The sequence below is a fragment of the Paenibacillus sp. E222 genome, from assembly GCF_013401555.1.
Taxonomy (GTDB): domain Bacteria; phylum Bacillota; class Bacilli; order Paenibacillales; family Paenibacillaceae; genus Paenibacillus.
In genome coordinates this window covers 1,132,711-1,148,018 of record NZ_CP058552.1, presented here as the reverse complement: position 1 = coordinate 1,148,018, position 15,308 = coordinate 1,132,711, and the positions used below count along the sequence as shown (strand labels likewise).

The following is a 15,308-nucleotide window of genomic DNA, read 5'->3' as shown; positions in this document are numbered from 1 at the left end:
GCCCCTTTTGTTACAAGCACTTATACAGGCTTTTTCCAAAGATCCGGACTTCGGGTCCATTACGGCCGGGATTACATCCGGTATGAAGGAGCAATTGGTTTCGGGCTTATCCGGTTCGGCACGTCAGATTATGCTGGCTGCCCTGCATCAGGAAACGAACCGACCCCTGCTCGTTGTGACACACAATATGTTTTCCGCTCAAAAAATCGCAGAAGATTTACAGGAAGCGCTTTCACCGGATCAGGTGCTGCTCTATCCTGCCAACGAACTTGTTGCCGCTGAAGCTGCTGTTTCCAGTCCGGAAACATTGGGTCAGCGTATTGATGTGTTGGTCCGTTGCGCCCAGGGATTCAGGGGCGTTGTTGTTATCCCATTTTCCGGGGTACGGCGCTATGTTCCACTTCCGGAAGTAATGGCTAATGCTCAGATTACAATTAAACAAGGCAATACGCTGGAGCTCGATGCATTCCTGCTGGAGATGGTGAAGCTTGGATATGAACGTGTAGAGCGCGTAGAATCACGTGGTGAGATGAGTGTGCGTGGAGGAATTATTGATTTCTATCCAGTTACATCGTCCATTGCGTATCGTGTGGAATTATTCGACGATGAGATCGATTCCATTCGGACATTTGATCCTGCAGACCAGCGTTCCATTGAACGAATTGACGAAGTGACGGTTCTGCCGTGCAAAGAGTTAATTGCAGATCGCGAACGCATGGAGAAGGCTGCGGATACAGCCGTTATTTTGCTTGACCAACAGTTGGAGAAAATGACGGACCGGCAGGCGAAGCTGCGTCTGCGGGAAGAAATTCATCGTGAGATCGAACTTCTGCGGGAGCATGTGTATTTCTCCGAAATGTATAAATATATTTCACCGCTCTATCCCGAAAACAAGACGATCTACGACTACATGCCAGAAGATACATTGCTTGTACTCGACGAGCCGGCAAGGCTTGCAGAGACGTCGAAACAGCTTGACCGGGATGAGTCGGAGTGGAATCTGCATTTGATGCAAAACGGGAAGACCCTTCCGGACCTGCATCTGTCAGCGGATGGGGATGATCTGATCTATGAACGTCCATTCCAGACGCTGTTTATGTCCATCTTTTTGCGTCAGGTTCCTCATACCCAGCCGCAGAATATTCTCAACTTTATCAGCCGTGGAATGCAGGACTTCCATGGTCAGATGAACGTGCTCAAAGCAGAGATGGAGCGCTGGCAGAAAGCCGGGGTTCAGGTGCTTATGCTGGCTAACGGTGAGGAAAGACTCGATCGGATGCGTCGGGTACTCATGGACTATGATATCCCTGAGCCGGAGATGCTTATTGGCAACCTGCAAACCGGATTTGAGATGCCTTCCATTCATCTGGCTGTCGTTACCGAAGGCGAGATGTTCTCACAGAAGCAGCGCAAAGTGCGCAAGCCGATTCGTAATGTGGACAATGCAGAACGCATTAAATCCTATAGTGAGCTGAAAGTGGGCGATTATGTCGTTCACCAAAATCACGGGATCGGTAAGTATCTCGGCATCGGTACACTTGAGGTTGGCGGTATTCACAAGGACTACATGCATATTCTCTATGCAGGTGGAGACAAACTGTCTGTACCGATTGAGCAGATTGATCTGATTCAGAAATATGTCGGTTCGGAAGAGAAAGAGCCGAAAATATATAAACTGGGCGGCAATGAGTGGACACGGGTTAAAAATAAAGTCCGCACATCTGTACAGGATATTGCTGATGATCTAATCAAGCTTTATGCGGAACGCCAGACGTCAAAAGGTTTTGGCTTCGACAAAGACTCTGCGGAACAGCAGGAGTTCGAGGACATGTTCCCTTATGATGAGACACGGGATCAGGTGCGTGCAATCGAAGAAATCAAGAAAGATATGGAACAAAATCGTCCGATGGACCGTTTATTGTGTGGAGATGTTGGTTATGGCAAAACAGAGGTTGCGATCCGTGCCGCCTTTAAGGCTGCCATTGAGGGAAAACAGGTTGCTGTATTAGTCCCTACAACCATTCTGGCTCAGCAGCATTATGAAACGTTCCGTGAGCGTTTCTCCGGTTATCCATTCAACATTCATGTACTTAGCCGATTCCGTTCACGTAAAGAACAGAACGAGACAGCCAAAGGCATTAAGGCAGGCACGGTCGATATCGTCATCGGTACTCATCGGTTATTGTCACAGGATCTGGTCTTCAAAGACCTTGGCCTGTTAATTGTAGATGAAGAGCAGCGCTTCGGTGTAACGCACAAGGAAAAACTGAAAAAGCTGAAAACAAACGTGGACGTGCTGACACTGACAGCGACGCCGATTCCGCGTACCCTTCACATGTCCATGCTGGGCGTTCGGGATCTGTCGGTTATCGAGACACCGCCGGAAAACCGTTTTCCGGTACAGACGTATGTCGTTGAACACAGTCAGGCGCTTGTTCGTGAAGCGATTGAACGTGAATTGGCTCGCGGCGGTCAGGTGTACTACCTGTATAACCGTGTGCAGGGAATTCAGGAGATGGCTGCGGAAATTTCCGAATTGGTGCCGGAAGCCAAGGTTGGTGTGGGGCATGGACAGATGTCGGAAACGGAGCTGGAGAAAACCATTCTGGACTTCCTGGATGGTGAATATGACGTACTTGTCAGCACTAGCATCATCGAGACCGGGGTGGATATTCCTAACGTAAATACTCTGATCGTGCATGACGCGGACAAAATGGGGCTCTCCCAGCTGTACCAGCTGCGTGGACGGGTCGGTCGTTCCAATCGGATTGCGTATGCCTATTTCACATACCAACGGGACAAAGTGCTGACCGAAGTGGCTGAGAAACGTCTGCAATCAATTAAGGAATTTACCGAACTAGGTTCAGGATTCAAGATCGCGATGCGCGATTTATCGATTCGCGGCGCGGGTAATTTGCTCGGAGCTGAACAGCACGGCTTTATCGCGTCTGTCGGATTCGATCTGTATTCTCAGATGCTGGCAGAGGAAATCAACAAACGCAAAGTTACAATGCTCGGCGAAGAGCCGGTGCCATCCGATCAGTGGAACACAACGCTGGATCTCAGTATCGATGCGTACTTGCCGTCGGATTATATTTATGACAGTATTCAGAAGATTGAAATTTATAAAAAAGTGGCGGTTATTGCCTCCTTCGACGATGCAATGGAACTGGAAGACGAATTGGTTGACCGATTCGGAGATCTGCCAGAAGCCGTAATCAACTTGCTGGCGGTGGCCAGAATGAAAGTCTATGGCAAGATCTACGGTATTGAATCCATCTCCCAACGCGGAGATGATCTTACAGTGAAGTTCTATGAAGGCAGAGAACATGCATTTGAGCTCTCAAAAATCGCACACATTGGAAATCAGTTCGAAAGACGTGTACAATTTGAACAAGGATCCCATATGCTTATTCATGTCAAGGGTAAAGGGCTTGGGGACAAGCAACTGATGGAGCTGGTAGAGAAATTTCTGGAGTCCATGAAAAGTGCTTTTAAATCAAAGGGGGAACTAAAGGATGTTAGCAAAGTATAAAAAAGTAGGGAAAGTACTGTCTGTGAGCATGGTAGCAGTACTGTCCTTATCACTGCTTGCTGCTTGCGGCAAGAAGGAAGAAGCGACAACGGAACCAAAGGATACAAGTGCTGTAGTCGCTACGTATGATGGCGGTACAATTACAGCCAATGAATTCGACATGGAGCAACGGGTCATGAAATTCCTCTATCCGGAATATGCACAAATGATGGATATGGATGATTTCAAGGAATACCTGGTGAAACAGGAAGTTGCATATGAATATTTGAGTGGAAAAGCAAGTGATGCAGCCAAAACCGAGGGTGCCAAAACAGCGACAGAACAATTCGACAAAATGAAAGCTTCTGTTCAAGCTGATCAATGGACTGAGATGCTGAAAGCTCAGAATCTGACAGACCAGAACATTAAGGATTACATGACTCGCATTATGACGGTAATCAAGGATAAAGAAACGGGCGTTACTGAAGATGCGATTAAAGCTGAATTTGAGAAAAATAAAGATCAGTTCACAACGGCGTCTGTTCGTCACGTACTGATCAACTTTACGGATCCAAAAACGCAAAAAGAGCGTAAAAAAGAAGATGCTCTGAAACTTGCGAAAGAAGTAAAAGCGAAATTGGACGGGGGAGCGGACTTTGCTGAAATTGCGAAGAAATACTCTGAAGACACAGGTTCTGCAGAAAAAGGTGGATTGTACGAAGATACACCTGTAGCCAGCTGGGTAGATGCGTTCAAAGAAGCGGCTAAAACGCTGCCATTGAACAAAATCAGCGATCCTGTAGAGACTGAATACGGTTATCACATCATGAAAGTAGAAAAACGTACAGAAGCGGACTATGCGAAATTGACTGCTGAGCAAAAAGAAACACTCAAAAGCCAATTGGCCGCTGCTGAGATTGACACATTTATGACCAGCGAACTGGACAAAATCGTAAAAGAAGTAAAACTGCCAAAAACAGACAAGGCTAAAGAAGGCACGACTGAAGGTACTACTGAAGGCAAGACCGGTACTGGAACAGGTACTGAGGGTGAAAAAACCGATGCGGGTACGGATACCAAAACGGATAAAGGAACAACTGGAACCGACAAGGAAACAAAAACAGATGAAAGTACAGATACAAGCGGTAAATAAGATAGCGAGTGCATACATTCAGCAAATACGTTTGTCTGGATGATACACTGAACGCTTCAAATATGGACAACCATACAGAAAAGCAAGAGGGGGACTTAAGGCCTGCCTCTTGCTTTTCCTTGTATCTATGGAGCAAAGTGGGTACATGGTCGCCTTCTGTGGAAGTTTACACAACTATATTCTCCAAAGTATGTATAAGGAAATGGGAACAGATGAATACTATGGTCAAGATATCACACTAAACGTTCTGGGACTTTCCTCTACCCATTAAGGAACAGTAGTTGAAAAATCTTCTCGAGAAAGTGGGGCAACATGTGAAATGAAAGCTACTGGTATTGTCCGCCGTATTGATGACCTCGGTCGAGTGGTCATTCCGAAAGAAATCCGCCGTACGTTACGTATCCGTGAAGGCGATCCACTTGAGATTTTTGTGGACCGCGATGGAGAGGTTATTCTTAAAAAATACTCGCCGATTGGCGAACTTGGTGATTTTGCTAAAGAATATGCAGAATCGCTGTATGAAAGTACAGGCCATGTCACGATGATCTCTGACCGTGATACGATTATTACGGTAGCAGGTGGCTCCAAGAAAGAATATCTGGACAAGCAGGTAGGTCAACTGGTGGAGAGTTGTATGGAAAACCGGAAGACGATTATGGAGACCAACAATGGTTCTTATGAGCTTAGCAAAGATCATGACGAGACGTTATCATCTTTTGTTATCGCCCCAATCATTTCGGGTGGTGACCCCATTGGAACGGTTATCCTTTTCAACAAGGATGAATCGGTGAAGATGTCTCAGATGGAAGTCAAAATGTCTGAGACGGCTGCCGGGTTCCTTGGCAAACAGATGGAGCAATAAAAACAAGCAATCAACTCCTGGTGCCCAGAGGGCAACCAGGAGTTTTTGCATTTTAGGGAAGCTGTAGACAATGTGGATAATGTCCTGAAGGGCAGGATGCCTTGAAGGGTTAGTCTGTGCGCCTTTGGACAGGTATAATAGCTAGGTATACGTTTGAAGAGAAGAATGCACGGACGTACGCAGGAGGGACATATGAAACAGTCGTCTACAGGCTCAAGATTGCTTCAGGGCGCATTTGTGCTTGGGCTTGCCGCCATTATATCCAAAATCATTGGTGCTTTTCAGAAGATTCCGCTGCAGAATCTGGGGGGAGACGGTGTTTTTGGCATTTACAATACGGTGTACCCGTTCTATATGCTCATCATTACCATTGCTGCTGCCGGGCTGCCTGTCGCTATATCCAAATTCGTAGCCGAGCAGAATGCTCTTGGTCGACCGGAGGAGGGGAGACGGGTTATACGCTTGTCCTCGATGCTGCTTGGTGGAATTGGCCTGACGCTGGCTTTGTTGATGTATATAGGTGCACCGCTTATTGGAGATCTGATTGGAAACGGAAGTGTCGTACCGTCCATTCGGGCAGCTTCAATGGCATTGCTGTTTGTACCGGTGATGACAGGACTGCGCGGATATTTCCAGGGGTTGCAGCAAATGGTGCCTACAGCCGTATCCCAGGTGGTAGAGCAGACTGTTCGGGTCACGGTGATGATTGTTCTGTTGTTGTGGCTCATGGGGCGGGACGCTTCATTGGAAGTCATTGCAGCTGGAGCTATGATTGGTTCAGTGGCAGGAGGGTTTGCCGGGTTAGTTACGATGCTTGGATATGTGTACCATCATCGACGGAAAATTAGGGAAAGGCTCGCTGTTATGAACGATGCTCAATTAGATGGGCCAGCCAGAGAGGGAATGCGGAAATCATCTCACGGCGATAACGGGAACAACCGAGGTAATAATAAATTTTACACAAAAGAATCTTCGGCTGTGCAGGTGGAGAAAACGGAAGAGCGTCGAAGCGACAGCACCAGCCTTCTGTATGAACAGCGGCGATCCAACGGCGAATGGATGCGGACACTGCTGATCTATGCCATTCCGGTCTGCCTCGGATCATTGGCCGTGCCATTGATGAATCTGGTGGATACCTTTACGGTACCCCGGTTGTTAAGACGAGAAGGGTTGGATGAGCTTCAATCCATGGTGTCCTTCGGCATTTACAACCGTGGTTTGCCGCTGGTTCAGTTGGTGACGATGCTTGCCACGTCGCTGTCTGTGCTCTTTATTCCGGCGATGGCCGAAGCCCGGCTGAAAGGCGGGCCAGAAGCCGTAAGGCAGCAAGCAGGCCTTGCGCTGCGCTGGTTCTGGTTGATCGGCCTGGCGGCATCCGCAGGTCTGGCGGTGCTGGCAGAGCCGATTAACCGCATGCTGTACGGGGATGCCGCAGGCACCGAAGCTCTGCGGTACATGGCGCTGACGGCTGCGGGCAGCACCGTCAGTATTATCGCGGCGGCGCTGCTGCAAGGCCTCGGCGCCGTGCGCGCACCCGCGTTCAGCATGCTGGCCGCCGCAGGCGTCAAGGCGCTGCTGAACGTCATGCTTGTGCCGGCGCTGGGCATCAGCGGCGCGGCCCTCGCAGGCGCAGTCGCCTACATGCTGGCGGCTGGCCTGAATGTGGCGCTGCTGGCGCGGCTTGTCGCCCTGCGCCCGGCCCCTGGCGCCGTCCTGGCGAAGCCGGCGCTGGTGATCGCCGCCATGAGCCTGGCGGCGGCAGGCACGGCCTGGGCCGCCGAAGCGATGCTCGGCGGCGTCGGTATCGCGGCCGACCGCCGGCTGGCCGCGATGGGCGTAAGCCTGCTGGGCATAGCCGCAGGCACGGCCGTGTTCTTGCTGGCCGCGGCCCGGACGGGGCTGCTGACCGCCGCAGAGCTGGCGGCCGTGCCCAAGCTGGGGCCGATGCTGGCCAAGCTGCTGCGCAGACTGCGTGTGCTGCGCTAACCCTCGCGTTGCGCTGCTACGCTTAGTGCTACGCCTTCCATTCATCCCCGCTCTCGCATTCTAAAGCGGAGCAGCAGAGGGTGGACCAAGTCACAACGTGTCATATGCAAATGCAATTATAGGATAACGTCTAATTCTGGTATAATACGTGTAATTATAGAGCCCTGTTCTGTACGATGTATGGCCCGTCCATGATTGGTTATGATCAAGGATGGAGAGTCGGAACAGGATAGTTCGGATGGAGGCTTACAAAGATGAGTGCAGCTTTGACAGTAGTCGGTCTTGGATCTGGAGATGCAGATCAGCTGACGGTAGGGATCATCAAAAAAATGAAACATGCAGCGAAGCTGTATGTACGCACGCTGGATCATCCCGTATTGAATGATCTCAAGCAGGAAGGGTTGGAGATGACATCCTTCGATGCCATTTATGAGGCGAAGGATTCTTTTCCGGAAGTGTACGACGAAATTGCAGACCGGCTGATTGAGGCCGCACGCAAGGGCGAGCCAGGTACCGAGATCGTTTATGCCGTGCCAGGACATCCCATGGTCGCTGAAGCGAGCGTACGCCTGTTGAAGGAGCGCTGCCCGCAAATGGGAATTTCGCTGCGAGTTATGGGTGGGGAGAGCTTTCTGGATGAAGCGTTTATTCGACTTGGATTCGATCCTATTGAAGGTTTTCAGCTACTCGATGCCAGCAGTCTCAATACGGAACTGGTGCAGCCACAGCTTCATACCTTGATTGGACAAGTATATGATGTGTTTACCGCTTCCGACGTAAAACTGTGTCTGATGGATGTTTACCCTGACGATTATCCGGTATTTGTCGGACATGCCTTGGGTGTGCAGGGACAGGAAATCATTCACAAAGTGCCGCTGCATGATCTGGACCGGATTGAAGGGTATGGTAATCTCTCATTGATATATGTGCCCAAAAATACGGATGACGCGCTTCGTCGGCGCTCCTTCGCACGACTGCATGAAATCGTGAATATTCTTCGCAGTCCAGGCGGCTGTCCATGGGATCAGGAGCAGACCCACCAGTCCATTCGTAAAAACCTGATTGAGGAAACCTATGAAGTCATTGAAACGATTGATGAAGATGACCCTGATCACATGAAGGAAGAGCTGGGTGATCTCCTGCTGCAGATTTTGTTGCACGCCCAGATGGAAGAAGAGGTTGGTACATTTAACGTGTACGACGTAATCGAAGGTTTGAACGACAAGCTGATTTTCCGTCATCCGCATGTATTCGGTGAACAACAGGCTGAGAACGCGAATGAAGCGCTGCAAAACTGGGAACAGATGAAGGCAGAGGAGAAAAAGCGCAAGGGACAGGATTTGCAGCAGACTTCTGTGCTGGACGGAATTCCCCGCGACTTGCCTGCCTTGATGAAAGGGTACAAATTACAGAAAAAAGCGGCTAAAGTCGGCTTTGATTGGGATGACGTAGAAGGTGTCTTTGCCAAGATTGAGGAAGAACTGGCAGAGCTAAAAGAAGCAGTGCAGCATAACCAGTCAGCGGAAGAACGGAAGCTGGAACTGGGTGATTTATTGTTTGCAGCTGCCAATGTAGCGAGATTTATTGATACCGATCCGGAGGAGGCGCTTGCCGCCACCAATCGGAAATTCATTCAGCGTTTCCAGTATATCGAGGAGTGTCTGCGTGAACAGGGAAGAACTCCATCAGACAGCAATGTTGATGAAATGGAGCAATATTGGCAGGCAGCGAAGAAGGCTGGATTGTAAAGGGTCCTGGCATTTTGGGCGCTGATCCGATATCATTAGTTGCATCATGCGTATCGTGTCGTCGAAGCATCTCGGACGGGTTGCACGAGAAAGCGTGTGATTAACGGAGAGGTGTTTCGGGTACTGGACTTAGACTGTTCTTGGGCAGGACCGACAAAAAGTGAAAAAAAGTCGAAGACCGAGGCAGGATTTCAGATGCCAAGCCAGAATACATGTGTAGTAACCTTGCGCGGAGCCAGCAGCAGCAGATCTGTTGTCACGGATTCGCAGATACTTTTTTTTCAATTTGGGAGGCTTTTAAAAATGAACAAAACAGATCTGATTAACAACATTTCCACCAAAAGCGGTTTGACTAAAAAAGACGTTGAGTCCGTATTGAACGGCTTTTTGGGAGAAATTACAGATGCACTTGCCAGCGGAGACAAAGTACAACTGATCGGCTTTGGCACTTTTGAGACCCGCAAACGTTCCGGTCGTACCGGACGTAACCCGCAAACAGGGAATGAAATCGTGATTCCTGAGTCCACCGTTCCTGCGTTCAAAGCAGGCAACAAACTTAAAGAAGCCGTAAAATAATGCGTCTTGATAAATTCCTGAAGGTCTCTCGGCTGATTAAACGCCGCACCGTAGCCAAGGACGTTTCCGAACAGGGACGTGTGCTGGTGAACGGACGTGAAGCGAAACCAAGCGCCGCTGTCAAAGTGGGCGATGAGCTTACGGTTCAGTTTGGTCAAAAGCTGGTCACCGTGAAGGTGGAGCGTCTTGCCGAGAGTACCAAGAAGGATGAGGCGAGCAGCCTCTACACCTTGGTTAAGGAAGAGCCGATCGCCAAGGATAACGGTCTGAACTGGTAACAGGGATGCCTGATATACTTTTGTACACATTCATTGCAAAATGAAGAGAAACGCCTTTCCCGTACAGGGAAGGGCGTTTTTGTGTTTCTCAAAAATCGGACATTTGCTTTCAACCAACCTTGGTTCTATTCTGCACTTCTGATCCATAAGCTAGGGTTAAGAAGGAGGGGTACATGCCATGGTTGAGCAAAGTAAGACGAAACAGCATCATCTGAGCATGCAGAATCGGAAACTGCTGGATCTGACGGGTGTCTCCAATGTGGAGAGCTTCGACAGTGAGGAATTTTTGCTGCAAACTGAACTTGGGCATCTGACCATCCGGGGGCACAATTTACATATCAAAAACCTGAGCCTGGAGGACGGTTTGTTATCCATCGAGGGCACTGTCAGTTCTCTTCAATATCTGGACCCCGGTTCTCAGTCCAAAAACGGTAAAGGCCTGTTCGGCAAGATGTTCCGATGAGTCCGGATACTCAATGGATCACATTGTTGTGGATGCTGATGTCGGGAGCCGTGATGGGGGTGGCCTACGACAGTTACCGGGTACTGTCCGGTCAGCTGCGGTTCCCGAGATGGAGCGTCCACACACTAGATCTGTTATATTGGGTCGCTTCCGCGCTGTTCGTCTTCCGGATGCTGTATGCCGGGAACCACGGACAGCTGCGGTTTTATGTCTTTTTGGGGCTGATTATAGGGGTTTGCTTCTATTTTTGGCTTTTAAGTGTTACAACCCAGCGTTTTGTGGTAATGTTAATTAAACTCGCAAGAACGCTGATTCATTGGTGTGGACATATCCTTAACATCCTGATCGTTATGCCCGCTAAAGGACTATACAAGCTAGTGCGCGTATTAATTGGTTTTGTACTCGCCATCCTGTTATTCCTGGGTAAGCTGGTGCTGCAATGTTTGGTACCTTTCGGCAAGTTGTTCCGCTGGATGTTTAGGCCAATCCTGAAACATTGGGTTACGCCACGCTTCCTGATCCGTGCGGGTTCAAGTATCGCAGCGATGTGGAAACGCTGGTTTTAAGGAGGTCCGATAATGGGTAAAACACCTATGAGCAAATCAAAAGGTCCAGCAGGCCAAGGAAAATCTGCAGGTGCCAAAAGGCGTCTCATGCTCTGGATGACCTTTATGGTTGTATTTATCATATGGGCAGGATATACGTTCCTTGTGCAGACTGCGCAAATTTCGGACAAGAGTTCTCGTCTGGCTGCCCAGCAAGCTTCAAAGGAAGAGACCCAGAAGAAGCTGGATCAATTGAAGTACGAAGTCAGTCGGTTGAAGGACCCCGAATACATAGGACAGCTGGCTCGAAAAAAAGGATACTATCTGCCTGAAGAAACACCAATTCAGGTTGAAGAGTCAGGGAACTGATGTAATTTGGCTCATTATCGAGCAAGGATTGTTATCTATATGTCTGAAGCCGTTATACCGGAAAAAATAGGCTATCTTAAGGGGTAGTGCTCAGTTGACCTTGGTTTGCGGCATAAGGTATAATTAAATCAGCACAGCATTGATTTTGGCATTCAAAAATCGGGTTGTATATTTTTAAGGGAGGATCATTTTATTCTATGGCAATTGAAGTGGGCACCAAGTTAGAGGGCAAGGTGACAGGCATCACGCATTTTGGAGCATTTGTGGATCTGTCAGGAGGTGTCACGGGTCTCGTTCACATCTCGGAAATCGCCGACAATTATGTCAAAGATGTCAACGACCACCTGAAGCTTAATGACCTCGTTACCGTTAAGGTCATCAACGTTGACAAGGATGGCAAGATTGGGCTTTCCATTAAGCAAGCTGTTGACAAACCGGTTGAGCAACAAACACAGTCCAGACCCCCAAGAGCTCCTAGACCGGAACGCAGTGGAGGAGATCGCGAACGATTCAGCGGTGGAGGCCCAAGTGGTGGCCAAGGCCGTGGCGGCGGTGGTGGTGGTTTTAACCGTGACCGCGGAGGCCGTTCTTTCAAGCCCGCAGCAGGCAAACCTTCATTTGAGGATAAAATGTCACGCTTCCTGAAAGATAGCGAAGAACGGATCTCTTCGCTGAAGAAGAACACAGAAGGCAAACGTGGTGGCCGTGGAGCCAAACGCGTGTAATCTGGTTCAACCTGATTTAAAATATAAGAAAAACCGTTAGCCTTGGGGCTGGCGGTTTTTTTGCGTTTGTTTTTAATTTTGGAGGCTAACCTGTTCAGATATAGACATTTAACCGGATTCATAGCCGTTTTTGTAAAGTGAAGCTCCATATCCCCAGTTTTTCTGCGCCGGAAAAAAAGTACATAAGAACATTTGTCGTCTACCATTTTTTAGCGACAGGTTTCCGTGGCATTCCACAGGTATCCTGCTCAAATTGTGGCGATGACGAAGTGCGTCCCGTTCAAAATCAGACAAGCACCTTGTCGGCAAGGGTCGTGGCAAATGGATGAAACCACAATAAGGCCGGGGGTTCCGCACCACCGCGCCACGTCTGTTTCTTTTGTCGTAAAGTTTTTGGACCCTACCCACCAATTGTGACAAACTACGTCTTCTATTCTATCTATAATCAGAACCATCGAGAACGAAACACGAAAATTAAATTAATCGAATGGGGTGCCTTGAGGATGATGGAAAAGTGGAATGTCATTCAATTTCCGGGAATGAAAGCTGGTAAAGGAGGTACAGAAGCTCGGGAGGAGCTGTCGGTACGTCTCAAACAGTGGATTAGCTCCCGCAAGGCCGTCCAGATCGTTGCTGCACGTAAATGGGTGCTGCTTCTTACCTTTATGGGATTTTTACTGGGCAAGGCCATGATTCTGAATGAATTATCGCCCTTTGCGATTGCCTACTTTGCGGTTATTGCTTTCATGCGCAGGGATTACATCATTCCGGTAGGAGCCGCGCTGCTGGCAGGGAGCCTCTTCGCCCCATTTCCGGTACCTCTAATTGTTGCTTCGGAGCTCGCCATCTTCTATCTGTTGTTCAGAGGACTGGAGTCTTATGACCGCGCTGAATTATCTTATGCACCAACGATGGTGTTTACGACTACTTTTATGATCAAGTTATTCGCCGTCGTCATTGGACCGTCTTTCAGCTGGTACGCCATGCTGATGCTTACGATGGATTCCGTACTCAGCTTTGTGCTTACCCTGGTTTTCATACAGGCCATACCGATCTTCACGTATCGCAAAAAAAAATTCAACCTAAAGAACGAGGAGATCCTCTGTCTGATCATCTTGCTGGCTTCCGTGATGACGGGGGCGGTGGGCTGGACAATTCAGTCCCTATCTGTGGAGCATATGCTCTCCCGGTATCTCATTCTGATCTTCGCGCTGGTGGGCGGAGCCCCCCTCGGAGCCTCGGTTGGGGTCATTACTGGCCTCATTCTGAGTTTGGCCGATATGTCGGCGGTATATCAGATGAGTCTGCTTGCTTTTGCTGGCATGCTGGCGGGTATGCTTCGGGAAGGAAAACGTGCGGCGGTTGCTCTGGGCATGCTGCTGGGTTCCTCTATTCTATCCATATATCTGGGTGGTCCGGGAGATGTCATGAATTCTTTATGGGAAACGTGTGCAGCGATCGTTCTGTTTATGCTGACGCCAAAAAGCATGCTGACGGCCATATCCAAATATGTTCCTGGCACGCAGGATCATACGAAGTCGCAGCATGAATATGCGAAGCGGATCAGGGATGTCACCGCAGAACGGGTCACCCGCTTCTCGCAGGTATTCCGTCAGCTGTCACGCAGCTTCGATCAGATGTCCGGCGCGGGGGAGCCGGTACAGAACGAAGGCGGGATGGAGCATTTCATGAATGCTGTAGCCGAAGGCACATGTTCAGGATGCTTTAAGAAGGCGCAGTGCTGGGATTCGAAGTTTATTCAAACCTATAAATATATGACCGATGTGATGAGTTCCATTGAAGCCAATCCGGAGATGTCAGGCAAGCAGATTCCGGTGGAATGGAACAGGGTATGTGCGAAACCGGAGGAGGTACTTGAAGTGATGCGCGCCCAGTATGGTCTGCATCAACATAACATGCAATGGAAACGTCAGATTATAGATAGTCGACAGCTGGTTGCTGAGCAATTATCAGGGGTATCCCAGGTAATGGAGGACTTGGCCAAAGAAATTCAACGGGAAAGTGAGGAGATGGTACAGCAGGAGGAACAGATTCGGGATGCGCTTGAGTCGTTAGGTCTGTCCATACATTCTATTGAAATCATTAATCTGGAAGCGGGGAATGTGGAAATTGAGATTGTCCATGCCTATACACGCGGATTTGACGAGTGCCGGAAAATAATCGCTCCGCTGATCTCAGATGTACTGGACGAGCATATTGCCGTCTTGAATGAGTCCATGCTCGACCCTCGCCAAGGGCTGGCGACAGTCACCTTCGGCTCTGCCAAAACGTTTGAGATAACAACGGGTGTTGCCGCTGCCGCCAAAGGGGAGATGTGATGTCCGGGGACAGTTTCAGTACGGTTGAACTGGGAAATGGCACATTTGCAGTTGCGCTTAGCGATGGCATGGGCAATGGCGAACGGGCACGAATGGAGAGCAGTGCTGCGCTAAATATACTGGAGCAGCTGTTACAGTCGGGCATGGATGAGAAGCTGGCGATCAAATCGGTCAATTCCGTTCTGATGCTGCGTTCTCCTGAAGAAATGTATGCAACGGTGGATATGGCTCTGATCGATGAATATACGGCAGAGACCACGTTTATGAAAATCGGCTCGACGCCAAGCTTTATTAAACGAGGGCAGGAGGTTATTCAGGTTTCGGCAAGCAATCTGCCGATTGGTATTATCAAAGATATTGAGGTGGATTTGGTAACCGTACAGCTCCAGCCAGGGGATGTTTTAATTATGATGACAGATGGTATCTATGATGCACCGGGGTATGCCGTCAATAAAGAACTATGGATGAAGCGACTCATTCAGGAAATTGATAGTGATGATCCTCAGGAGGTAGCGGATTGTCTGCTTGAAAGTGTTATTCGTTATCAGCAACATGAGATCTATGATGATATGACTGTAATTGTAGGCAAAATAGAACATTATCGCCCGGAGTGGGCCACATTGAGAGTACCCGGAATAAGCCGGATGGAGCGTCCGCGTACCGTTAGTTAATTGCATATTCCTCTGTTTGAAGTCTCTTCATTCTGGCAATGCTAGTCATAGAGTTGGAGAGTAACCCAAAACGGAGGGA

General features: G+C 49.1%; 11 protein-coding genes and 1 pseudogene. All 12 read left to right on the top strand.

Going from position 1 to position 15,308, the window contains the following annotated elements; all coding sequences use genetic code 11:
- Window positions 1-7: 7 nt before the first annotated feature.
- The 12 genes and pseudogenes from mfd (at window position 8) to spoIIE (ending at window position 15,229) form a co-directional block, all read left to right on the top strand.
- Window positions 8-3,535 carry a transcription-repair coupling factor gene (gene mfd / locus HW560_RS05160; RefSeq protein WP_090905215.1) on the top strand — a complete coding sequence of 1,176 codons (3,528 nt, stop codon included), beginning with the start codon at window positions 8-10 and terminating at the stop codon, window positions 3,533-3,535.
- A complete protein-coding gene (locus HW560_RS05155) occupies window positions 3,519-4,667 on the top strand; it encodes a peptidylprolyl isomerase (protein ID WP_179262247.1) in 1,149 nt (382 codons plus the stop codon). The genes mfd and HW560_RS05155 overlap by 17 nt, the downstream gene beginning before the upstream one ends.
- Window positions 4,668-4,986: 319 nt before the next feature.
- On the top strand, window positions 4,987-5,529 hold the full coding sequence (spoVT, locus tag HW560_RS05150) for a stage V sporulation protein T (RefSeq protein WP_090905211.1): 543 nt from the start codon (window positions 4,987-4,989) through the stop codon (window positions 5,527-5,529).
- Window positions 5,530-5,721: 192 nt separating this feature from the next.
- Window positions 5,722-7,515, top strand: a complete 1,794-nt coding sequence (locus HW560_RS05145; RefSeq protein WP_179265740.1) for a putative polysaccharide biosynthesis protein — start codon at window positions 5,722-5,724, stop codon at window positions 7,513-7,515.
- A 254-nt stretch (window positions 7,516-7,769) separates the two neighbouring features.
- A complete protein-coding gene (gene mazG, locus HW560_RS05140) occupies window positions 7,770-9,263 on the top strand; it encodes a bifunctional methyltransferase/pyrophosphohydrolase YabN (RefSeq protein WP_179262245.1) in 1,494 nt (497 codons plus the stop codon).
- 303 nt (window positions 9,264-9,566) lie between these two features.
- Window positions 9,567-9,839, top strand: coding sequence for an HU family DNA-binding protein (locus HW560_RS05135; RefSeq protein WP_017691362.1), 273 nt, complete (start codon window positions 9,567-9,569; stop codon window positions 9,837-9,839).
- On the top strand, window positions 9,839-10,117 hold the full coding sequence (locus tag HW560_RS05130) for an RNA-binding S4 domain-containing protein (protein WP_024633720.1): 279 nt from the start codon (window positions 9,839-9,841) through the stop codon (window positions 10,115-10,117). Before HW560_RS05135 ends, HW560_RS05130 begins: the two co-directional genes overlap by 1 nt.
- A gap of 178 nt (window positions 10,118-10,295) precedes the next feature.
- Window positions 10,296-10,580: a sporulation protein YabP gene (yabP, locus tag HW560_RS05125; RefSeq protein WP_053778920.1), complete on the top strand. Its 285-nt coding sequence runs from the start codon at window positions 10,296-10,298 to the stop codon at window positions 10,578-10,580.
- Window positions 10,577-11,146, top strand: a complete 570-nt coding sequence (gene yabQ / locus HW560_RS05120) for a spore cortex biosynthesis protein YabQ (protein ID WP_090905205.1) — start codon at window positions 10,577-10,579, stop codon at window positions 11,144-11,146. The genes yabP and yabQ overlap by 4 nt, the downstream gene beginning before the upstream one ends.
- 12 nt (window positions 11,147-11,158) lie before the next feature.
- On the top strand, window positions 11,159-11,494 hold the full coding sequence (locus tag HW560_RS05115; protein ID WP_179262243.1) for an FtsB family cell division protein: 336 nt from the start codon (window positions 11,159-11,161) through the stop codon (window positions 11,492-11,494).
- A 197-nt stretch (window positions 11,495-11,691) separates the two neighbouring features.
- Complete coding sequence (locus HW560_RS05110; RefSeq protein ID WP_024633724.1) at window positions 11,692-12,219, top strand: S1 domain-containing RNA-binding protein; 528 nt, start codon at window positions 11,692-11,694, stop codon at window positions 12,217-12,219.
- A gap of 503 nt (window positions 12,220-12,722) precedes the next feature.
- Window positions 12,723-15,229 (top strand): annotated as a pseudogene (gene spoIIE / locus HW560_RS05105) (stage II sporulation protein E).
- Window positions 15,230-15,308: the final 79 nt, after the last annotated feature.